Here is a 22374-nt window from a genome sequence, read left to right as displayed (position 1 = left end):
TTGCATGAGCAACACCTCCCTGGAATTGGCACTGCGCATAGTGGCCGAGGCCACCGGCAAGCAAAGCATCGAGGCCCTGGTCGCGGAGCTTTTGCGCGTTGGCGAAACCTCAGACAGTGTTAATCCCAAGGCCAAGGCGCTCGCCAATGAAATCGATGAGCTTGGCAACCAGCAGGAACTCATCAACAGCTTTAAGGCCAGCCGCAATGCGCTGGAAGAGCAGGAACTGGCGCTCACTGCAGCTGCTATGTCGCTGGAAGAGTTGCGCCGTAAGGCCGAGCGCACCGATGAACCCTTCACCCAACTGGCCCGCTCCATTGACAGTGCCGAGAAAGAGCTGGAGCAGATGCAGCAGGAACTGGCAGAGCAATCCGCCAGCCACACCCGGCTGCAGCAGGCGCTGTCCAAATCCGGCATCGACTATAACAACTTAGGCATAGCACAGCGTAAGCTCGGCGTGGGCTTCGATGATGCCGGGCGCAAGGTTGACCGGTTCACCAAAGAGCTGGACGAGGGCGACGCCCAGGCACGCGCCAGCGCCGAAGGGCTGCGAGGTGTGGTGGCCCAGGTTACCGCCCTGGCTGCCGCTTATGTGGGCTTTGATAGGGTCGCCCAGGCTGTTAAGGATGTGTTCACCACCGGCGACCAGTTCGAACGCCTTGGGGTACAGTTTCAGGCGCTGATGGGCTCCATCGAAGGGGGCAAGCAAGCCACAGCCTGGGTGAAGGAGTTTGCCAAAAACACCCCGCTACAACTTGAAGAAGTCAGCCAGGTGTTTGTAAAGCTCAAAGCCTTTGGCCTCGACCCCATGAATGGCTCGATGCAGGCGGTAGTTGACCAGGCATTAAAGCTGGGTGGCTCATTCCAGGAAGTGGAAGGCATCGCGCTCGCGCTGGGGCAGGCATGGGCCAAGCAGAAATTGCAGGGCGAAGAGATCCTGCAGCTGGTCGAGCGTGGTGTGCCCGTGTGGGACATGCTCGCCAATATCACCGGCAAGAATACCCAGGAGCTGCAAAAACTCAGTGAGCAGGGCAAGCTTGGCCGCGACGTTATCCAGCAGCTGATGGACGAAATGGGCCGCAGCAGCGCGGGCAGTGCGGCGGCGCAGATGGCGCTTTTGTCTGGTCAGGTCTCAAACCTTCAAGATAACCTCAGCCAGTTTTATGACCTGGTGGCCCAAAGCGGCGCACTCGATTGGCTCAAGAGCCAGTTATCAGAACTTAATGCCGAGTTTGCCGTCATGGCCACCGATGGTCGCCTCAAGGAATGGGCACAAGCCTTCAGTGACACCATAGTGTCTGCCGGTGCTGCCATCAAAGACGTGATGGGGCTTTTGTACGACTACCGCGAAGAAATTGGCTTTGTGGCCAAAGCCTGGCTGGCGCTCAAGGTGGGTAGCTATTTCAGTGACGTGGTGGTGGGCGCCCAAGCCGCCATGGTCGCGATGCGCAGTTACACCGCCGTCATCGCCGGTACCGCAGCCGCAACCGACGCCGCCACCCTGGCGGCAGGCAAATGGAAAACGGCGCTTGCCGCCGTTGGCCGTGCCGGGCTGTACCTCTGGCTGATAGAAGAGCTGGTGACGGTTGGCTTTGCCTACAAGGACATGCTCGTAGCCCAGGAGGCCCAGGCAAAATCAGAGCGCGAAGCAGCGGCGAGCACCAAGGAAAAAGCTGAACGTCTAAAAGAGCTGAGCGAGGAGACTGGCATAGCCATCAGCACCATGGCCGAGTTTCATGAGGCCGAGGAAAAGGGGCTGATTATCTATGACGAGGCAATAGGGAAATATAAAGCGGCAGCGAAGGCGGTAGAAGAGATTGCGGATGCGGCAGACACTGCCACGGCTGCACTCGCTACCATGTCAGAACCCATCCGCATCACAGTGGATGAAGCGCTTAAGCTTACCGACACCTTAAGCCGCCAGGCGGGCAGCCTCGACAATCTCAAGGGGGGCATGGGCGGCTTTATCCGCATGGTGGATGTTGCCCTGGTATCACTCAAAGATGCCGGTGATGAGTACCGTGCTCACGTGAGCCTGCTGGAAGAGCTGAAAGGCAAGTTTGAGGCGCAGCAAACCTACCTTGATGCGGTGGCCCAGGGCACTGAGGCGCTGGAAGCCGCATACAAAGAGCTGGGCATTACCAGTGCCAACTCACTGCAAGATACTGCCGAAAAGTCCCGTGTTGCGTTTGAGCTTATCCGTGATGCCAAAGAGCCGGTAGATAAGGTGCGGGATGCGTTTATTCAATACGCCCGCGCCGCGATCGTAGCAGCAGAGGCGAATGGTAAAGCCGTACCGGACAGTCTCAAAATGCAGGCAGCAGCGCTTCAGCTTAGTGAAGAGTTCGACAAGCTGACTCGTAAACAGCAGCAATATGGCGAGACTGTTAAAGGTCTGACACCAGAGCATAATCGCTTGGCAAAGGAGCTGGAAAACACTCGCGAAAACCTTGCCCTTAGTCGCAATGAAATGAACTCCAGCACGGCCAGTGAAAAAGATAAAGCCGAAGCCACCAAGCGCCATTGGGAACTGCAAAAGAAGTTAGGCGAGCAGACTCAGGCGCTGACAGAAATTCAGGCGTTGGAAGCGGCTAATTACTCGCAGCTGAAAGCCAAATATGAGGCTGTGTCAGATGAATTGCTGCGGCTTGAAAAAGCGTACCAGGACAATGGCATCACCGCCGCTGAGTACCTGGAGCAAAAAGAGCGTCTGGGTAATGTGCTCAGCGTGCTGCAACGCCTGATGGGGGGCTACTCAGACGCACAGAAAAACGCCGCCAAAGCTGCCAGTCAGGCCACTAAAACATTGGCTGAGCAGCGCGAGGAACTGGAGCGCTTACAGCAGACAACCGGCAGAGCGGTTGAGTATGTAAACCTGTTCGCAGGTGCTTTTGAACACCTCAATAAAAAGTTCAACTTCAGCGCCGACAGTACCGAAAGGCTCACAGCCCGTCAGGATGAGCTGACGGATATGATCATCCGAAACTCGCGGGTGACTACGGGCTTTTGGGGAGAGTTGGCAAAGCTCTCTAATCAAGGCTTTATCCGTGAACGGCAAATCATCAGTGAAACCCTGTCTATTCGACGCTGGACCGAGCAACTGGCCAGCTCTGGCATCACGCTGCAGCAAATTGATGCCATCGCCAAAGCGTCACGTCTGCAAATCCGCACCCTGGGTGAAGAAGACTTAAAGCCACTGCAGAGCGCCATCGACGCCGCCCGGCAAAAACTCAAAGACCTTCGCGATGACATCCAGGGGACGGTGCGGGATCTGCAGGATGAGCTTGATCAGCTTAACGACAATCAGGCAGCCATCGAAAAACGCCGATATCAGCAGCAACAGCGCGATTTGCAAGACAAACTCAAGGCCGCCGAAAAAGCCCAGGACCGAGAGGCCATGGCCGCTGCCAGCGAGGCGCTGCGCCTTGCTGAAGAGGTGTACCGGGTTAAGCAAAAGCAAGCCGCCGCAGACAAAGCTGAGCGTGAGCAGCGCGAGCGGGAAACCCGAAGTGGAGCAGCGGCTAAAACCGTGTCTCAAGCACCTACCCAACAAGCCGCAGCGGGCGCTGGTATTTCAGCACCTGGTGCAGCGCTGGCCAGCGGCGGCGCTCAAAATGTTGTGCGTCTCGAATTGGTGATGCCATCCGGGCGAATGATTGAGGCTGAGGTTTTTGGGCAATTTGGCGAGCAGCTGCTGGCCGAGCTGGAACGCATCAAGGGGGCATCATGATCACATTAGACGCTATCGAACTGCCCGAGTTTATTTGGCAAAACCGCACTGGATACAGCCCCTGGCGAGTGCATCAGGAGTATTCCCTGGATGGCAGTCAGCACATTGAGGTGGCGGCTGCTCAGGCCGGACGGTCAATTGTGCTTTTCAGTGAGGGCGAGGCGGCTGCGCTGTTTAACCAGTTGGAAACTCATGCCATCGCCAGCGGCGCCGCCAGCTTTGAGCTGGTTATCCAGGGCGAGAGCTACAACGTGATGTGGGACTACAGCAGCCAGCCGGTTTTCGGGGTGCCCAGCGTGAACTACGCAGACCAAGCACCCGAGTTTTATGACGCAGTAACACTGCGTTTAATGACCGTTTAACAGGGACAATCACAATGACATACACCCGCTCAAACCTGGCAATCTTCAAGGCGCAACAAGGCGGTGATTCACCGGATGCCGGTGGTCAGCGCACTATAAACAAGGTCGCATCGGGGGTAATCAACGCCCTGTTCCCGGGCCTGTCTGATATTGATCATGCTGAAAGTGCGGTAGAGATTGCCAAATGCTTTCCAGCCCTCGATACGGCTGACACAGAGAGCCTGATTGATGCACACATTTTTATCAGTGAACCCCCTACAGATCCGCTGGTAACCCTGATGATTGCGGAAAGCTCTTTGCTGGATGATGAGAGTCGCCGCAAGGACATGGTGGACATGCTGGAAAGTTCAGTGCGGGCAGGGCAGTTAATCCGTGATGGCTTGATTGGCCTGCTGGCCGGTCAGGACAGCTTTCCCCGTCCTTATCTGCAGTCCATGTACCGCTTTAATGACCGTGACTATTGGGCCAACGTGACCTTGCTGCAGGGGCAGATTATTTGCATCAGTGTTGAGTATGAAGGCAACGAAGATGCCCGCTATCCCCGGTTTGAGCATTTTTGTGAAATTCAACGCACAGTGACCGGTGGCCAGGAAGGGCAAGTGCAGTTCAAACCGCCCATCCCCTTTGACACACCAGACCGCGATGTGGTTATTAACGGCGAGTCTGGTTGCACCAAGCTGCGTCTTACCAGCCAGAACGCCGATGTAAAATACCACGGCGTCACCCGCCTGACCGCCGAAAACAGCTCATCTTTGCTGGCAGTGCAAAACACCGTGGCTGAACTGTTGCCCCGGGTGAAAACCGCCAAGCCCCATGCTGGTTTGTCACTGTCAGCTCAGGGCACCTCTGATGTGCCGTCACAGGTGATTAAACGGGTGGTTTCGCTGCCGGAAGTGTCGGGGCAGTCTACTTATATTTTCGATGTGCCAGACCTGATTAATACGGATTTTGTCAATAAGGTGCTGGGCTTGGCCCCCAAAGCGAGCGGCATCAGAAGCAGTTATCGCTGGAGTGTATCAGTCACCGGCAGCAAAGCCTCAGCAACCAGGAGCATTACGATTGGCGGTGGGGTCGGTGTGGCAATAAATGGTGTTAGCCTGGAATACGTATCCGGGCTGCGGTACCACCACTATGAGTCAAGCAGTCCACTGCCAAGCTCAGATAAGATTGCCATCGGTACCGTGATAATGACCATCACCTTTACCAATGGTTCGGGCAATATCGTGCTGCGGGAAACTGAGGCGGGCTTTGTTGACAGCTCAGGCCGCAAGTTTGTCGAATTGGATTATGCCGATGGCACTGTTACCAAGTTCCCTGATGCGCGTGGCGACTTTACCGTCAGCTTTGAGTGCCTGGCTGAGCCTGGGCTGTCTGAGGAAAACGTAGCGGCATTCAACATGTCGATTACCAGCCCCATACCCGAAACCTTTTATTTCACCGTCAACTCAGCCGATGGCAGCACTTTGCTCAGCGGCAGCAGCGATGCGGCGGGCGTGATTACCGGTAATGGTGTCACCAGTGGCAGCATCAGCGGCAACACAGTGCAAATCAGTTTTGCCCAGGATGTTGATTTGACCAGCTTCCGCTATGACGTATCTGAGCTGGTTACACTCAACCCGCCGCCTGAGCTGTTTGGCCTGAACCCGCTGCGGCTGCAAAACGCAGGGGTGGTACCTATTTTCAATGCCTGGAATGCGGTAGCCATCCAGCACACCCAAACGCAGATAGTTGCAAGCCCTGCGAGCGGCCAGACCAAGAACGTGAGGGCAGGGGCGCAGTTTGTCGATATAACGGATGCCGCCGGTCAGAGCCTGTGGACGGAAGCCAATACCCATTACAGCTATGACTCAACCACCGGCGTGGTGACCATTAACAGCGACTTTGCCGGTTTCACCGCACCGTTTTTGCTCACCGATACCATTGGCGAATTGGCGCAGGTGCTTGAGGTATTCGAGAAGTCTTTGCAGCTGTCAAAGCCGCTGGAAGGAACCTATCCAGCGGGCGCCGTGGTGGCCTCAGTGCAAAAGCTGGGCAGCCTGCAGGCGCGGGTAGGACAAGTACGGGATATGTCGTCTTGGGACGATAACTGGAACCAGGATGGCACCCCGGCAACCGCCAGCTTCAACTATGTGGATTATCCGATTGAAGTACAAAACGACAGCGCGGTGAATGAAGAATGGGTGCTGATTTTTTCCAGCTCCACCACGTTCCGCTGTGTCGGTAAGCGTATCGGTCAAATCGCCACCGGTGACACCTTAAACGACTTTAGCCCCATTAACCCGCTCACCGGGAAGCCATATTTCATCATCCGTTTTCAGGCGTTTGGCGGCGGTTGGCAAGTGGGTGAGGCCATTCGATGGCCAACCTACGCCGCCAGCAAGCCAGCCATGCTTATTCGCACCACCGCTTCTGGTCACAGTCAGATAGAGGTTGACCGTTCAGTGCTGGGCTTCCGTGGCAACCGTTCATCAAATCCAGCCCTGTAAACCGGGGCGCATCTTGGAGATAGCAATTTATGGCAGCTTTACCCGTCATTGAGTACCGCTGGGACGACCCCGGCGCCCCTCAGCTTGTCAATCGCACAGCTGCAGAGTGGATTGATGTATTTAAGAAGTGTTTGGTGGATGGTTATGGCACCAAGCCCGGTGCAGGTTGGTCGGTTGCGTTCGAGAACGAGGCCAGCAAGCAGGTGATGTTTCAGACGGCGATGAATATCCCAGGTCACACCGGCGGCTTTTGGAAGCTGTGGCCAAAGGATGGACAGGAAACCCAAAACAACGCCACGATGCTCAACCGCTCAGGCGTGTTAGTCACAGGCCTTGACCCCAATTGGGATACGGTACCAAACGCCAGTTACCAGAACGCATTCTATGGCTACTACGTAAACAAGTGGATTATTCTGGCGACCCCTATCAGCTTTTACATTTTCACCGGCTCTGATAATCGGCCATATATGTTTAACGCTACGGTAGAGCACCCCTGTTTTGGTGTTGGCGCCCTGGATAGCGCTTACCCCAATGATGCCTCTGAACACACATTGATGGTGGCATCTTTATCAAGCAATGAAGCGTCCGGACATTGGTCAAGATGCCTTGGATACATTTCATCTGGGGTTAATGCGGTTCCACTTGCCGAAACGTCTGGAACACAAAGTAAACAGTGGTATAGGCACCGCTTACCATTTGATAGCTTTGGAGCTTCTAGCTCAACTAATACACCAGGCACCGGCTGCCCTAACCCCGTGTATGGCCGTCACCTGCTTTACTCCGCTGTAGCCGCCTACAACTCAGGAACTGACAGCGAAGGCACTTTGATAAAAGACAGCCTGTTGGCACCGCTGTTCAGGGGCGGATTCCCCGGCCTGCGGCAAATGTCCACATCAGGTTTTTCTGACCAGCTTTGGCCTCAAACCAGAGTGATAAATGGTCAAAAGCATTACCTGTTATCGAACCCGAACAGTGGTGGCTGCAACCTGTGGGTAAACGCAGAGGAATGGTATGAATAATCTGATTACGTTTGGGATTGATAAAACTATCCCGCGCCAGATGGCCAAGCTCGCCATCGTGAATGCTGACCCCAATGCAGAGCGTTTCTTGGTGTTGGACAGGCGCACCATGGCAGTGCTGCGGCATGGCTCTTTTGCCAATGGCCATACTCAGAATTGCTTCTTTGGCCTCGGCTATGAAAACAGCAGCGATTTGCTGTTGTTGATTGTCGATGATGATGAGCAGTTCAATGCCAAGGCCACGGACGGCATTCAGGCAGAATTAGGGGATGCCAACGAGGTGGGCTAATGCCAGTCACAATCCTGTTTGATGAATCCTGGCCTAATGCCAGCTCACCCCTGGATTTTAGCCCGGTGGTAACGGGGGTTTCCCCTCAGTTTGATGAGCCCTGGCTCAATGCCCGCTCACCAGTTTCCCCGCAATTTGGCGGGGGTACCACCCCTGAGCCAGTCGATGATTCAATCGGTATTCAGGTGGGCATTGCCTGGGCCGACTTTACAGCGGCAGAGCAGCAGCTGCTGCTGGCCAGTGAAAGCGTTTCATTCGATACCCGGGCGGCCTTAGCCTGGCAAGCCCAGGCTATCAATACCGAGAGTGCGATTGAATGGGACTCACCACTTGCAGAAGAAAACCGTTGCAGTTTGTCACAGGATAACCCCGCCTCGGTGCGGCAGTCGGTAGGCGTGGATTGGGACAGCCCCGAAACCGTTGAAAGCCAAAGCGCCAGTGAGTGGCAGACCATGCCACCCGTGCGGGATACGCCAGCGCTGGCATGGTCAGACAGGCCATCAGACGGACTGCGGCATGGTACCGCCTGGCTAAAAGCGCACCCTGTTGGAGCGCGGCCAAAACTGGCGTGGTTTTCACCGCCTGCAGGTGTTTGCAGCAGGATCCGCTGGGGCATACCAGAGCGCAAGCGGGTGTGTTCGAATCAGTATCGTAAGCCAAAAAGCCCTATCACTATTCTGTTTGATGAACCCTATGGATCCAGTGTTGGGGTTACTGATTTGCGCTTTGACACTGAGCCCATGGTCTGTGAGTGGGTAGGTGGTGGCGGCCTGATTGACGGCCCGCCAATCCTGCCTCCGCTCAACCTGAAAATCCCCATAGAGCCCCAAATTCGCAGGAGTTATTTAATGACACCGCAAATAACCTGTATCCGCATGACTGACCAGCTTCCGATTGTACTGCGCTCTGTGTCTATTCAGCACTCTCGAAGCCAATGGGCTTGCACCTGCAATATGGTGTTTTCATCAAAGGGCGATGCTGACCGGGCAGCCGGGCAGTCGGTGAGGTTAACGGTCAATGGCTATGACTTTTATTTGGTTGTTGGCACCTCAGCATCCAGTGAGCGATTTGGCCAGGCTACCTTTACCGCATCGGGACGTGGGCTGCTTGCAGAGCTGGCAACACCCTATAAAAAGGCCGTGAACTATACCAACCAGGTGGCTCGAAGCTTTCTGGGGCTGGCCTCAGACATTGTGGCTAACACAGGCTGGAACATTGCCTCGGCCATAACCGATTACAACGTCCCGGCGACGGCATGGAGCTATGCACAAAAGACCCCCGCAGAGGCGTTGAATATGATGGCATCAAGCATTGGCGCCATGCTCGATGTAGACGGTGAAACCCGCACCATTACCTTCATACCTCGCTGGCCGGTGTCGCCCTGGGCGACAGATACAGCCACCCCCGATGTGGTGCTGCATGATTCAGTTATTTTGGAAATGAGCGAGCGTGAAGACCTGCGTTCGGATGCAAATGCGGTTTTTGTGCGTGGTGAGCAGCTTGGTGTGGCCGCTAGAGTGAAACGCTTCGGAACCGCAGGCGATGCCTTTAGTGGTGATATTGTCGAGAAGCTTATTACTGACAACCAAGCCGCCAGAATGCGGGGCACTCACGAGTTGGCTGAGGCCGGGAGCAAGTTACAGACTCAAATCCGCACCAAGCTGATGGCCGACCTGCCACCAATCAGACCCGGCATGTTAGTTGGCGTTCGCCGTGGCGCATCATTATTTAAAGCTGTTTGCGACAGCTGGCAGTTAAATGCAGCGGTTAACGGAGAGGGTAAAGTGGTGGTTAACCAGAGTTTAACCCTGTTGAGGAATGCAGCATGAGCAACCTCTACCAGCGATTTAGCCAGCTTAATCCCAAGCCTCAACGTGCTGTTGCGACCGTTGTATCGGTGTCAAATGGCATGACGACAGTGCAGCACGTCGATGGCAGCTATCAGACTGTGTTAGGGGAGGGTATTGCCAGCGGCAAGGTCTACATCATCGACGGTCAGCTCCAAGGCCAAGCCGCCGACCTGCCATTTACTGAGATTGAAGTGTGAGATCAATCAGATAGGCTTAATTTGCTTGAAGTGTCGCATCTGATTGATGAGATGAGCTGAGAGCTTGAGATATTTCTCTGACTGTTCGCTGGTAAAGGGCATGATCGGGTTTCTTACCATTATTTTGTCAATCTCGATCATGGTTCTGAGCAAGGCTCGGTCAACTTCTATCGGGAGAGCAAATCCTGGTAGCTCATTCTCGATGTCGGTCCACAATAAAAATTCGAGGGAAAGCTCGCCATTTTTTTCTTGATCAGAGTGTTCCATCAGTATGCGAAATAACTGTTTTTCAAGTTGTTGCCAAGATAGATGCAAAGCTCCCTTAGGGGATGAGATGCATGTTTTTTGTAGACTTGAGAGGATCCCCAGCTCAACAGGTTCTGCTAGCGGGTACTGCATAATGAAGTCTAGCAAGTTTACCAAATGGTTTCGGTCACCTATTTTGGGGGCTGATTCGGAAGGTGAAATGCCTATCTGTGATGTATCTGATTGATAAAAAAGAGCAATTGTGACGGCAGTCACAAGCGATAGGAGCACGGCAGATAGTATTAAAAGTTGACTAAACAATTTTCTAATCCCTGAAATATTGTTTCTGATTCAGTACTGCATCGAGATTTTGTATTGGATGTAAGGAAAACTCGCACTGAGCACTCGCCGATATGGTCCAGCCAAAACACTGAATAATTTGAATGTAGATAGTGGCCAGCGTTCTGTAAATGGTGAGTTAGTAGATTAATACGTTTGTGGAAGTAGTCTGTGATTCAACACCAATTTTTTAATTTATCAGTGGTCTGCATGGCACGAAGGGCGGTGCCTAAAGTACCGTAGACATTTGTCATTCGTGGCGGCGTGCTACAACAGAAAAGGCCCCTGTTGGGCCTTTCTCTTTTCTCATATAGGCGCCGCCATTTCTCATTTAGGTCGGCGCGCTACATTTAGGTCGGCGCGCTACAGCTACACATCCCAAAATCATTCCGGCTTGGGTGGAACATAACCTTCGATTTCAACATCCTTGCCTTCGAACAGGAACAGCTGCATTTGCTCTTCGAGCAGTTTGCGATGTTCCATATTCATCATATTGAGCTTCTTCTCATTGATAAGCATGGTCTGCTTTTTCTGCCACTCGCCCCAGGCTTCTTTGCTGATGGTGTCGAAAATGCGCTTGCCGAGTTCACCGGGGTAGAGCTGGAAATCCAGGCCTTCGGCTTCTTTACCCAGATAGACACACTGAATGGTACGGGCCATGTTTTACTCCTTGTTGGCGGCAGCGTTGCCGCCGGATTCTTGCTTAAGTTCGCTTACAAGGCTCGCCAGAATGCGCTCGGTGGCGGCGGCAAGCCCAAGATTTTCGCCTTGGAGGAGGTTATACCAGAGACTCAGGTTATCTTCCATGATAAGCGCCTCAGCCTGGGGGCTGCCAAGGCGCAGTTTTACCGGCTGAATGTCGAGGTGAAAGTGGCTGAAGGTGTGACGAAAGCCATCGAGCAGGGCAAGCTTTTTGCTGTCAAAGCCATTGGTTTCGACAAAATTATTGAGTGCCTCTTGGCTGTCAAACTGCGGGAAGCACCAGAGGCCGCCCCAAATGCCGCTGGGTGGCCGCTTGATAAGCTTGACTGTGTTTGCCTGCTGCAGAATAAGCATCCAGCCTTCGCGGGCGGGAATGGTCTTTTTTGGCTTTTTGCCGGGAAACTCGGTCTGGCGACCTGCGAGCTGGGCCCTGCAGTCGATGGCGACCGGGCAATCGCCACATCTGGGGCGGCTGCGGGTGCAGACATTGGCGCCCATATCCATCATCGCCTGATTGTACTTTTGAATATCTTCCTTTGGCGTCAGCGCTTCGGTGAGCTGCCACAGGGCGGTATCGACCCGCTTTTCACCGGGCCAGCCTTCGATGGCGCCGTGGCGTGCCAGCACTCTTTTTACGTTGCCATCGAGAATGGGGTGATGTTGCCCCAAAGAGAGCGACAGCACGGCACCCGCGGTGGAGCGGCCAATACCGGGCAGGGCGAGAACAGCCTCAAAATCGGTGGGAAACTCTCCGCCGTGCTCATCGCGGATAATTTGCGCGGCCTTATGCAGGTTACGGGCGCGGGCATAGTAGCCAAGGCCGGTCCAGTGGTGCAGCACTTCATCTTCGTGGGCGTTTGCCAGGTCGCTTACCGTGGGGAAGCTCGCCATAAAGCGTTCGAAGTAGGGGATAACAGTGGCGACCTGGGTTTGCTGCAGCATGATTTCCGACACCCACACTTTATAAGGCGTCTTATTTTGCTGCCACGGCAGGCTCTTGCGGCCGTGTTTGTCGTACCAGTTGATAATGCGCTCGCCAAAGGAGGCGCTGGGGTGAGTTGCTGCCATGGAAGGTGCGAACCGCTCCTGAATACCTGAGTGTGAAGCTAAGGAAGGTGCGAATAAGCCCCGTGCTTGCTCTGCGTGAGCTTACAGCGGATAGATGCAAGGCACAGTTCGCAGCCAATGGCCTTAGTCCTTCGCAAGAGCTGTAACGCGGCAGATACCGATGTAAGTCACGCCCTACGGGGCTTTGATAGCAACACCATTTCGGCGTTATTCAACTTCGCCATGCCCCGGCATGCATTCAGTTGAATGCCTTGAACTGTCGTCGCTATCACAGCCAGAGCTGTGTGAGGACTTGTTCGCACCTTCCCTAAGGATTGGCGGGCAGTGTAGCCTCGCTGCGCCCAGGGGACAAGCCGGACGCAGCAGGCTGTCGAAAAGCGCTATGAAAACGGCTGGGAATTCAGGCTGTCAGCAGGCGCTGCTGCTGGTATACTTTTTCAGCTTCGGGGCTTGCGCTCAAAGGATAACTTTGGATAATGCCCCTTCCTTTTTGAATAGTGTTTTAAGTTGTCTGCACTCCAGCGCCCGTGAGGCCTTGGGTTGCGGGCAGATGCGAGGCAGGAATGAGTGAAGTAACCACCGCAGAATTTAACGAGGATGGCGTTTATCTTCGCAAGGTACGCAGCTTTGTTCTGCGTGAAGGTCGCCTGACCACAGGCCAGGCCAAGGCCCTTGAAAGTTTTTGGCCCACCATGGGGCTGGAATATAGCCCTGAGCCTGTGAATTTTGCCGAGGCCTTTGGCCGTGAAGCCGACACAGTAGTGGAAATTGGCTTTGGCATGGGCGCTTCTCTGGTGGAGATGGCAGCCAACGCCCCTGAGCTTAACTTTATCGGTATTGAAGTGCACAAGCCTGGCGTAGGCGCCTGCCTCGGTGATGCCGGTGCGGCTGGGATAAGCAACCTGCGCGTGTATCACCACGATGCGGTGGAAGTGCTGGAAAACGCTATTGCCGATGGCTCTTTGGCCCGGGTGCAGCTGTTCTTCCCAGACCCATGGCACAAAAAGCGTCACCACAAGCGCCGTATCGTACAGCCTGAATTTGTGCAGCTACTTCGCCGCAAGCTCAAAATCGGCGGTGTATTCCATATGGCCACCGACTGGGAAAACTATGCCGAGCATATGCTGGAAGTGATGAGCGCTGCCGAAGGCTATAAAAACCAGTCTGAAACCAACAACTATGTTCCGCGCCCGGATCATCGCCCACTGACCAAGTTTGAAAACCGTGGTCACCGCTTGGGTCATGGGGTGTGGGATCTCATGTTCGAACGCGTTGAATAATCAACTATTTCCATCAACCAAAGAGGGAAGAAACATGGCCAAGAACCGTAGCGCCCGTCTGCGTAAAAAGCTGCGAGTGGATGAGTTCCAGGAACTGGGTTTTGACGTACGCTGGGTATTTAACGACAGCGTCAGCGAAGCCGACATTGATGCGCTGGTGGATAAGTTTATCGATGACGTGATTGAGCCCCGCAAACTGGGCTTCCACGGCGGCGGCCACAAGGAATGGGAAGGCATCATCGCCACTCAGGCCCTGGGCAAGTGCACCGATGAAGACCGCGCCGCCGTAAAAGCCTTCTTCGATACCCTGCTGGTATCCGATGTGGAAGTGTCTGAGCTTTACGATCTCTGGTGGGATTAATTGATGGCCGAGCAGGCACTGCTTGACGAGCTGGTCGCCAGAGTCAGGCCGTTGCTCGGACAGGGCAAGGTGGCGGATTATATTCCGGCCCTTGCCCGGGTTTCACCCCACAAGCTCGGCATTGCCGTGACCAGCCTCGATGGCACCACCATTGGGGCCGGTGACTGGCAAGAGCCATTCTCGATTCAAAGTATCTCCAAAGTATTCAGCCTGACCGGCGCCATGATGCTCTACGAAGAGAGCGAGATCTGGTCGCGGGTAGGTAAAGAGCCGTCCGGGCACTCGTTCAACTCGCTGGTGCAGGTTGAGCTTGAGCGGGGCATTCCGCGAAATCCCTTTATTAATGCCGGCGCGCTGGTGATTGCCGATATGCTGCAAAGCCGCCTTGGGGCGCCCAAACAGCGGATGCTGGAAGTGGTGCGGATGATGAGCGGTAACAGCTCTGTGTGCTACGACAAGGTGGTGGCCGCCTCTGAGTACCAGCACAGCGCCCGTAACGCCGCTATCGCCTATTTGATGAAGTCCTTCGGCAACTTCCACAACGACGTGGACAAGGTGCTCAGAAGCTATTTCCACTATTGCTCGTTGTCGATGAGCTGCGCCGATTTGTCCCGGGCGATGATTTATCTTGCCGATAAGGGCATGACTCTGGATGGACGCGAGATAGTCAGCCCCACAGAGACCAAGCGCCTGAACGCGCTGCTGGCAACCTCTGGCCTCTATGATGGCGCCGGTGAGTTTGCTTACCGTGTTGGTATGCCGGGCAAGAGTGGCGTGGGTGGCGGTATTATCGCGGTTATTCCCGGGGATATGGCAGTGTGCGTCTGGTCTCCTGCGCTGGATGCCAGTGGCAATAGCCTTGCGGGCACCCGCTTGCTGGAGCTGCTGGCCGAGGAGCTGGGGCGCTCGATTTTCTGAGCCTTTCTTTTTAGGTTTTTTGCCCCTCGCTCAATTACAGCTACGCATCTTAAAGGCGATTTCCTGATTTGCGGATATAACTCCCCATCGCAGGAAATCGCTTTTTGTTATCTTTCTCAGTAACTGGTGAAAAAAATCACTTTTTAGTGATTTAGCTCACGCCTGCCTTTGCTTTGATTCAGCTCATCTTCATTGAAATTATATTAATTCCTTATTAATCATTTTGTTATAAAAGTTGGCATGACCTTCGCTATATCAGGCCATATAACTTACAAAGGCAAGGATAGATGCGATGAAAACCAAGACTCTTGTTACCGGTGTAGTTTTGGCAACTTTGATTGGCGTGACTGCCGTGGTACCCGCCATGGCCCACGGGATCAGTAACGACAGCTGCGATGTGAACCTGAATTATGACATTTCTCTTGAGCCTCAAAAGCTGGTGCTGAGCCAGAAAGGGGATGAGTTTTATCGCTTCGAACCCGGCAAATTGTATGTGGAAGGCAAAGAAGTTGCCTTGACTGGTGAGCAGCGCGCGCTGGTAGACAGCTACGCCGACAGCGTGGCCCGTCAGGTGCCTGAGTTTGTCTCCCTGGTAACCGAAGCTGTGGGTCTGGCCAGTCAGGCAGTAAACACAGCGCTGACGCCACTGCTGGGTGAAGATACCGGCAACCGTGTAGGCGAGCTGATGGACAACGTTAACGAGCGTCTTGGCGAAGTGATGCATAAGAACGGTGACAGCTACTACATAGGTGTAACCGATGGCTCCATCGATGAGGTGTTCGACAAGGAGTTCGAACAGGAAATCGAAAACCTGGTGCAGGAATCCGTAGGCACCCTGATGGTTCGCCTCGGCACCGAAATCCTGTCTTCAGAAGGCGACAGCTTCGAGGCCAAGATGGAAGCCTTTGGCCAGAAAATGGAAGCCATGGGCGAGCAGATTGAGCGTGAAATGGAAGCTCAGGCCAGCACCCTGGAAGCCCGAGCCAATAAGATGTGCGATGAGTTTGAAACCTTGGTAGCCCTCGAGAGCGAGCTTAGGGCCAAGGTGCCTGAGCTGTCCAAGCTGGAGTTGGCCGACGCCAAGCAAGAGGCGCTGCGCGAGTAACAGATGTAAGGCAAGTATGTTGTGAGTAACTGAATTTCAGCGGCATTTTTCAGCAAGATTTTTAACTGACATTCCTTGGTTCATTCCTTGAACGTTTGGCCCCATCCCCTGGGGCCGTTTTTTTATTCTCCTGTTGCTGCTTGAGCCACGGCAGAAGTGGAGACAGCGAGCGGATTTTTGTTATACTGCTAAAAAATAACAAAAAACTCGGGTTTCTCCGGGATTCCCTGACTCTACCTTAACGTGCTTTTTTGGTATATCTGATTGATTATCATTGGTTTGTCTGAGCTTTGGCCCCGGCCCGAGCTGAGCTCGCCGAACATAGCTTAAGGCCACCTTCATGTTAGAACTGTTAGAACCCATTGCCATTTTCACCCATGTTGCCAGGGCGGGAAGCTTCAGCGCAGCGGCAAGGAAACTCGGGATTTCCAAGTCAAAGGTGAGCACCCAGGTGGCTGATCTTGAACATAAGCTGGGCGTGCAACTTATTCAGCGCACCACCCGTAGCCTGAGTCTGACCGAGGCCGGTCATCTGCTGTATGTGCAGGGCGAAGAGCTGCTGCGGGATGCCGACCAGGCCGTTGCCAGTGTTCACAATCTCAATGATGCAACCCGTGGTGTGCTCAAGGTGGGGATTTCCCAGTCCTTCGGAACCATGCACATTATTCCTGCGTTGCCTGAGTTTATGACCCGTCACCCTGAGCTTGAGCTGCAGGTGAGCTTGCTGGACCATAAGGTGGATGTGGTCAGTGAGGGCCTGGATTTGCTGCTGACCATGTCGGAGCAATTGCCTCTGGGTATGGTGGCGCGGCCGCTGATGAAGTGTCAGTTTTTACTGGTGGCTTCCCCCGATTACATTGCCCGCCATGGCGAGCCGACCCGCCCAGAGCAATTGGTTGATCACAATTGTCTTGTGTATCACGGCGAGTGGCACGAGCACAGCGTGTGGCAGTTCAAGCGTGGCGATGATTACTGTGAGATTGGTGTTTCAGGTAACTTCCGGGTAGATAACGCCCCGGCGCTGAAGTCGGCTGCCGTAAGCGGTTTGGGTGTGGTGTATCTGGCGAGCTATCTGCTGGAAGATGAAGTGCAAAAGGGGACTCTGGTGCCGCTGCTGCGCGACTGGCAGCTGACTCATCATTTGCCGCTGCAGGCCGTGTATCCACGCCGTAAGCATCTGGCTCCCAAGGTGAGCTCCTTTATCGATTTCATCAAAAATCATATCGGGACTCCCCCTTATTGGGATGCGCCTTATCAGGAACTGTACGCCGAACGTCGATGATTTTATAAATTCATTGTTTGTGAAAACGGATAATGATGTGATCTGGGTAGTATAAAATCAATTAATTCACAAATAATCAAACGTTTAGCAAATGTATTAAACCGGTCCAAAGGGCCGGTTTTTTAGTATCCGCTTAAGCAGTTTTTCCTACATCACTTGCACTCTGTTCATGAATTAATACAATGGATGCCAATTGGATTGGGGCGATCTGAGCCCGTATCGACAGGGGAAATGACCCCTTCCGCTGTTGATACGCAGATCACGCGATAAGCAGTCCCAAGACAATGCCGGCAGAGTTTATTATTAAAACCGGTCCGGCTTTGAAACCATCATCCTAGTTTTTTGGTTTACCCCGGACGTCATGCCGGGGTGATTTTTTATGGCCAGACTGATTTTGTGATGGAACAGATTAAGCACCCTGTACCCTACAAGCCGCCGAACGATAATAATGAGCGGCACACAGGGCGCCAAATGGAAATTGCAGTCATAGTGGCATACGCCAAAGGATGACTCAGGCTTCCAGAGAAAAAGCCACAACCCAGGTTGTGGCTTTTTTTCGTCTTGTGTTCTTGTGATTCTGTGGTAGTCACGATGCCTTTTGAGATTGTCCTGATGCCTTTAGTGCGGGCTTCATCAGCCTTTCCTGTGGCCTAACAGGTAACCTTTCCAAACGCCTTTTTTGGCGCGCCAAACAAAAAGCCCGGGTCATAGCCCGGGCTTGTTTATTCGGCGGCAATTACCGCCTTTGTGGCAGCCGTTACAGCTTGGCTGCGCGTGCCTTGGTGTCCTGCACCCAGGACTGTACCTTGGTTTCGAGTACATCCAATGGCAGCGGGCCGTTTTTCAGCAGTAGGGTGTGGAATTCACGGATATCAAAGTCTTCACCAAGGGATTTCTTGGCGTAAGCGCGCATATCCAGAATGCGGTTCATGCCTACCTTGTAAGCTGTTGCCTGTGAAGGCATAACAATATGACGCTCAACCATTTTGACTGCATCAGACTCGGCGTTGGGGGTGTTTTCCACATAGTAGGAAATACCTTGCTCGCGGGTCCATTTTTTGGCGTGAATACCTGTGTCTACCACCAGGCGGCAGGCGCGCCACAGCTCCATGGCCAGACGGCCAAAGTTGGAGTATGGGTCCTGGTACAGGCCCATTTCACGTGGGAAGTACTCGGTGTACAGGCCCCAGCCTTCAACATAGGCGGTGTAGCTGCCGAAGCGGCGGAATTTGGGCAGACCTTCCAGTTCCTGGGCAATGGCAATCTGCATATGGTGGCCGGGCAAGCCTTCGTGGTAGGCCAGGGCTTCCATCTGGTACTTGGGCATGGCCTTCATGCTGTACAGGTTGGCATAGTAGGTGCCGGGGCGACTGCCGTCCGGAGAAGGCTGGCTGTAGAAGGCCTTACCGGCACTCTTTTCACGGAACGACTCAACCGGCTTCACAATAAGCCCAGCCTTGGGTTTGATGGCAAAGACTTCATCGAGACGTGATGACATGTTGTCAATCAGGGCCTTGGCATCGTTGATATAGGCGGCCTTGCCTTCATCGGTTTCCGGATAGTAGAACTGCTCATCGTTGCGCATAAAGATAAAGAAGTCTTTCAGGCTGCCTTTGAAGCCCACTTCTTTCATGATGTCGCGCATTTCATTGTGAATGCGCTCCACTTCCTTAAGCCCCAATTCGTGGATGGCGATGGCATCCATGTCGGTGGTGGTGGTGCGCTTGAGGGCATTGTTATAGAAAGCATTGCCGTCAGGCAGCTTCCACACGCCATCTTTGTTATCGGCACGTGCTTCCAGGGTGCCCAGATACGTTATCAGATCGCTGTAGGCCGGTTTAACTGCGTTTTTCAGTGCCGCCTCGGCCTGGGACAACAGCTCAGCACGCTCTGCATCGGTGATCTCCAGCTTTTCCACTTTACGCTTGAAATCGGCCCACAGGGTGCTGTCGGCGCCGTTTTCAAACGGGGCACCCTTGATGATGTTGTTGCTGTCGTTGATTACATGGGGGAATACAAATTTGGGCGCTATGATGCCTTTGGCTGCTCTGATCTCAAGCGCATCTTTAAGCTGAGCAAAGCGCTGTGGTACGCCATTGAGGCGGCTGATGTAAGCCTTGGCATCGTCGATATTGTCGACCATATGTTGGTTGATAAGTATCGATGCAGTGAGTGAGTGCACGCCGTACATCTGGTTTACCGGATAGTTGTGCAGGCGCCATTTGTGGTCGGCAATCTGATTTTCCAGCCGCTGAATCGCCAGGGTTAAGCTAAGGGCAGTCTGCTCATCCAGCTCGCTTGAATTAACGGTCTGCAGGCGTGTCAGCTGTGATTTGGCCCGCGCCAGTTCCTGTTCGCTGGCCGCTTCACTGATTTCATCCCATTTGCCATAGTCGGCGCCCTTGATGCCCAGCATGGTCTGGCTGATGGGGCTTGCCATCACGTTTTCCATAAACAGGGTCTCGAACAGGGCGTTGGCCTGCTCAGATGCAGACAGTGCCTGCTGCTCGGCAGCGGTCTTGGTGGTATCGGCGATGGCCAGTGACGGAGCAGTGCCCAGAGCCATCATCAGGCTGAGGGCGAGAAAGGTTTTATTGTTTTTATAAGATGAGAACATTGGCTGACTTTAGCTAGGTTGATTTGCGATGGGATCATCCTAAAGAAGCCAGTGTTAAATTTCAGAGTTTAGTGTTAGGAAATGTTTCGATGTGCGCGGTATCACGGCTTTTTTCAGTCAGTCGTGAACCTTGCGCACTCAAAGATCATAAAAACTGCGACAGCAGATCGTTGACGAACATATGGCCCTTGGGGGTAAGGGTCCAGTGGCTGTCGCTGTTCTCTATCAGGCCGCGCTCGGCGGCGCATTGCATGCCCCCGGCAATGGTGTCAGCACTGATACCTGTGCGTGCTTCAAACTCGCTCTTGGGAATAGGGCTCATCAGCCGCAGTCGGTTCATCAGGTACTCGAGGGGTCGGTCTTCTTCAGCTACCTCTGAGCACTCGAACATAAAGTCGCTGGCACCCAGATAACCCTTGGGATGCTTAATCTTTACCGTGCGCACAATGCGGTTTTCTGTCGCCAGAGTCAGTTTGCCATGGGCGCCGCAGCCGATGCCGAGGTAGTCGCCAAACTGCCAGTAATTGAGGTTATGGCGACACTGGAAGCCCGGTTTGGCATAGGCCGAAATTTCGTATTGCTCATAGCCAAGCGCCGCCAGTTTTTTCTGACCCTGTTCGTAGATGCGCCACAGATCTTCATCATCAGGCAATTGCGGCGGCCGCGAATGGAACAGGGTGTTGGGCTCAATGGTGAGCTGATACCAGGACAGATGCGGCGGGTTCAGGCTGGCGGCAGTATCGATATCGGCCATGGCCTCTTCGAAAGACTGATTGGGCAGACCGTGCATCAAATCCAGGTTAAAGCTTTGATAACCAGCGGCTTTGGCAAGCTCGGCGGCGCGGGTGGCTTCATCCTTGCCATGAATGCGGCCAAGCAGATTAAGCTTGTCTTTGGAAAAGCTTTGCACCCCAACCGACAGGCGGGTGACTCCGGCGCTGCGATAGGCGCTGAAATCGTCATGTTCCAGGGTGCCGGGGTTGGCCTCCATGGTGATTTCGATATCGGCTTCAAAGGGGATGCGCTGCTTTACGCCATCCAGCAGCCTGCCAATGGCGCTGGCATCAAACAGCGATGGTGTGCCACCGCCGATAAAGATGCTGTGCAGTTTGCGGCCCTGAACATAACCAAGGTCGGCATCCAGATCCTTAAGCAAATCGTCGACATACTCTTCCTGTGGCAGCTCGCCTTGCTTGCCATGGGAGTTAAAGTCGCAATAGGGGCATTTTTGCACGCACCAGGGGATGTGAACGTACAGGCTCAGCGGTGGCAGCGCTAAAGAAGGGCTGCCCTGGGTCACGGCTTGGCTCATAGAAATCAGATAATACCCTTGGCCTTGAACTCAGCCAGCAGCAGCGCCAGCGCCTTGCCGCGGTGACTAACGGCGTTTTTGGCTTCGGACGACATTTCGGCAGCGGTCAGCTGGCCGCCCTCGGCGATGAAAATTGGGTCGTAGCCGTGGCCATTGTCGCCCTTGGCTTCAAAGCCGATGCGACCTTCCCAGGCAGCCTGGCAGATGATGGGGGTTGGGTCCTTGGCGTGGCGCATAAATACCAGTACGCACTGGAAGCGGGCACGGCGCTCAGTTTCTTGTTCGAGGGCGCCGAGCAGCTTTTGCCAGTTGTCGGTGTCTTTGGCGCCAACGCCTGCATAGCGGGCTGAATAGATGCCAGGGGCACCCTCGAGGGCGTCTACTTCGAGCCCTGAGTCGTCGGCAATGGCCGGCAGACCGGTAATGGCGGCGGCGTGGCGGGCCTTGATGATGGCGTTTTCAACGAAGGTGGTGCCGGTTTCTTCGACATCGGGTACCTGAAACTCGCTTTGAGCTACAACCTCAACGTCAAACGAAGCGAACATTTCATTGAATTCTTTCAGCTTTCCTTTGTTGCCACTGGCAAGAACCATCTTTTTCATCATAACCCCCGATAGGCTTGGAAGGCGCACCACAGCAATGTTTCGGGCGCCATTTCAACGTGGCGCCATAATACCCAAGGACACCTTCAAAGGACAGAAAAAACAAAGCCTGCGAATGCAGGCTTATCGGCTGTGAAATTTGTCAGTCTATGTAGAACTTCTGCTTGAATTTCAACGTGGTATTTAGCTTGTTACCGCTTTTGACCGCAATCTGGAAGTTGATTTCTTCGTCGTTGCGAACCGGCACCTCGGCAATGTAATAGATTGCCGCGCCTTCGCGGATTTCACGGAACTTGAGCTCCACCTTGGCATCCAGCAGGTTATTGGCCACGCCGCTGATCTCAACGGGGACTGCAGGGTTACCGGCTTCGGCGGTGTCGAGCACGGCAATATTGACTATGCCCTTGTAGCTGGAACGCTCAATGCCATAGTTTTTGGCGATGGTGGGGGTGAGGAAGGTACTCGGCAGAGCCATGTAGTGGATATCGTACTGACCTACCTGTTCCTTTTGTTCGGCGCTGGCCAGGCCACAAAGGCTGGCGGTCAGTACCAATACTGCGCAGAGTTGACGCAACATAATCCTGTCCTCCTGAAATGGACGTATTGCAT

General features: G+C 54.0%; 19 protein-coding genes. 12 read left to right on the top strand and 7 right to left on the bottom strand.

All coding sequences use genetic code 11. The features are described from left to right. The first annotated feature begins 4 nt into the window (after positions 1 to 4). Genes MJ923_RS14760 through MJ923_RS14730 form a run of 7 tightly spaced genes read left to right on the top strand, consistent with a single transcriptional unit; the run spans position 5 to position 9933 of the window. Entirely contained in the window at positions 5 to 3730 is a 3726-nt protein-coding gene (locus MJ923_RS14760) for a tape measure protein (RefSeq protein ID WP_240591751.1), read from the top strand. Continuing rightward, positions 3727 to 4092: a hypothetical protein gene (locus MJ923_RS14755; protein WP_240591750.1), complete on the top strand. Its 366-nt coding sequence runs from the start codon at positions 3727 to 3729 to the stop codon at positions 4090 to 4092. Before MJ923_RS14760 ends, MJ923_RS14755 begins: the two co-directional genes overlap by 4 nt. Before the next feature lie 14 nt (positions 4093 to 4106). After that, a complete protein-coding gene (locus MJ923_RS14750) occupies positions 4107 to 6578 on the top strand; it encodes a hypothetical protein (protein WP_240591749.1) in 2472 nt (823 codons plus the stop codon). A gap of 29 nt (positions 6579 to 6607) precedes the next feature. After that, positions 6608 to 7597, top strand: coding sequence for a hypothetical protein (locus tag MJ923_RS14745; RefSeq protein ID WP_240591748.1), 990 nt, complete (start codon positions 6608 to 6610; stop codon positions 7595 to 7597). Continuing rightward, on the top strand, positions 7590 to 7886 hold the full coding sequence (locus MJ923_RS14740; RefSeq protein ID WP_240591747.1) for a hypothetical protein: 297 nt from the start codon (positions 7590 to 7592) through the stop codon (positions 7884 to 7886). The genes MJ923_RS14745 and MJ923_RS14740 overlap by 8 nt, the downstream gene beginning before the upstream one ends. Continuing rightward, positions 7886 to 9715: a hypothetical protein gene (locus MJ923_RS14735; RefSeq protein WP_240591746.1), complete on the top strand. Its 1830-nt coding sequence runs from the start codon at positions 7886 to 7888 to the stop codon at positions 9713 to 9715. The genes MJ923_RS14740 and MJ923_RS14735 overlap by 1 nt, the downstream gene beginning before the upstream one ends. Next, complete coding sequence (locus MJ923_RS14730; RefSeq protein ID WP_240591745.1) at positions 9712 to 9933, top strand: hypothetical protein; 222 nt, start codon at positions 9712 to 9714, stop codon at positions 9931 to 9933. The genes MJ923_RS14735 and MJ923_RS14730 overlap by 4 nt, the downstream gene beginning before the upstream one ends. 6 nt (positions 9934 to 9939) lie before the next feature. Here the strand turns inward: MJ923_RS14730 and MJ923_RS14725 are convergent, their stop codons facing one another. The 3 genes from MJ923_RS14725 to mutY all read right to left on the bottom strand — a co-directional run bounded on the left by MJ923_RS14725 (position 9940) and on the right by mutY (position 12288). Beyond that, positions 9940 to 10500, bottom strand: a complete 561-nt coding sequence (locus MJ923_RS14725; protein ID WP_240591744.1) for a hypothetical protein — start codon at positions 10498 to 10500, stop codon at positions 9940 to 9942. Between the two features lie 402 nt (positions 10501 to 10902). Next, positions 10903 to 11178 carry an oxidative damage protection protein gene (locus MJ923_RS14720; protein ID WP_126167648.1) on the bottom strand — a complete coding sequence of 92 codons (276 nt, stop codon included), beginning with the start codon at positions 11176 to 11178 and terminating at the stop codon, positions 10903 to 10905. A 3-nt stretch (positions 11179 to 11181) separates the two neighbouring features. Continuing rightward, on the bottom strand, positions 11182 to 12288 hold the full coding sequence (mutY, locus tag MJ923_RS14715) for an A/G-specific adenine glycosylase (RefSeq protein ID WP_240591743.1): 1107 nt from the start codon (positions 12286 to 12288) through the stop codon (positions 11182 to 11184). A 563-nt stretch (positions 12289 to 12851) separates the two neighbouring features. Here mutY and trmB point away from each other — a divergent pair. The 5 genes from trmB (at position 12852) to MJ923_RS14690 (ending at position 17234) form a co-directional block, all read left to right on the top strand. Further along, positions 12852 to 13568, top strand: coding sequence for a tRNA (guanosine(46)-N7)-methyltransferase TrmB (trmB, locus tag MJ923_RS14710; RefSeq protein ID WP_240591742.1), 717 nt, complete (start codon positions 12852 to 12854; stop codon positions 13566 to 13568). A 34-nt stretch (positions 13569 to 13602) separates the two neighbouring features. Continuing rightward, the gene (locus MJ923_RS14705) at positions 13603 to 13929 is read left to right on the top strand and encodes a YggL family protein (protein ID WP_240591741.1); all 327 of its coding nucleotides are present in this window, start codon (positions 13603 to 13605) and stop codon (positions 13927 to 13929) included. A 3-nt stretch (positions 13930 to 13932) separates the two neighbouring features. Beyond that, positions 13933 to 14847 carry a glutaminase B gene (gene glsB / locus MJ923_RS14700; protein ID WP_240591740.1) on the top strand — a complete coding sequence of 305 codons (915 nt, stop codon included), beginning with the start codon at positions 13933 to 13935 and terminating at the stop codon, positions 14845 to 14847. A gap of 292 nt (positions 14848 to 15139) precedes the next feature. Next, positions 15140 to 15952, top strand: a complete 813-nt coding sequence (locus MJ923_RS14695) for a YggN family protein (RefSeq protein WP_240591739.1) — start codon at positions 15140 to 15142, stop codon at positions 15950 to 15952. Positions 15953 to 16292: 340 nt separating this feature from the next. Continuing rightward, positions 16293 to 17234, top strand: a complete 942-nt coding sequence (locus MJ923_RS14690; protein WP_126167642.1) for a LysR family transcriptional regulator — start codon at positions 16293 to 16295, stop codon at positions 17232 to 17234. Positions 17235 to 17991: 757 nt separating this feature from the next. Here MJ923_RS14690 and MJ923_RS14685 read toward each other — a convergent pair. The 4 genes from MJ923_RS14685 to MJ923_RS14670 form a co-directional block, all read right to left on the bottom strand. Beyond that, on the bottom strand, positions 17992 to 19851 hold the full coding sequence (locus MJ923_RS14685) for a DUF885 domain-containing protein (RefSeq protein ID WP_240591738.1): 1860 nt from the start codon (positions 19849 to 19851) through the stop codon (positions 17992 to 17994). A 145-nt stretch (positions 19852 to 19996) separates the two neighbouring features. Next, entirely contained in the window at positions 19997 to 21163 is a 1167-nt protein-coding gene (gene hemW / locus MJ923_RS14680) for a radical SAM family heme chaperone HemW (RefSeq protein ID WP_240591737.1), read from the bottom strand. 5 nt (positions 21164 to 21168) lie between these two features. Then, entirely contained in the window at positions 21169 to 21765 is a 597-nt protein-coding gene (gene rdgB, locus MJ923_RS14675; RefSeq protein ID WP_240591736.1) for an RdgB/HAM1 family non-canonical purine NTP pyrophosphatase, read from the bottom strand. A gap of 142 nt (positions 21766 to 21907) precedes the next feature. Beyond that, positions 21908 to 22342, bottom strand: coding sequence for a DUF4426 domain-containing protein (locus tag MJ923_RS14670; RefSeq protein WP_126167638.1), 435 nt, complete (start codon positions 22340 to 22342; stop codon positions 21908 to 21910). Positions 22343 to 22374 lie beyond the last annotated feature (32 nt).

This window comes from Shewanella zhuhaiensis, assembly GCF_022484835.1.
GTDB classification, from domain to species: domain Bacteria; phylum Pseudomonadota; class Gammaproteobacteria; order Enterobacterales; family Shewanellaceae; genus Shewanella; species Shewanella khirikhana.
Note: the sequence above shows the minus strand (reverse complement) of the source record. Positions and strands in the feature narration are given on the sequence as shown.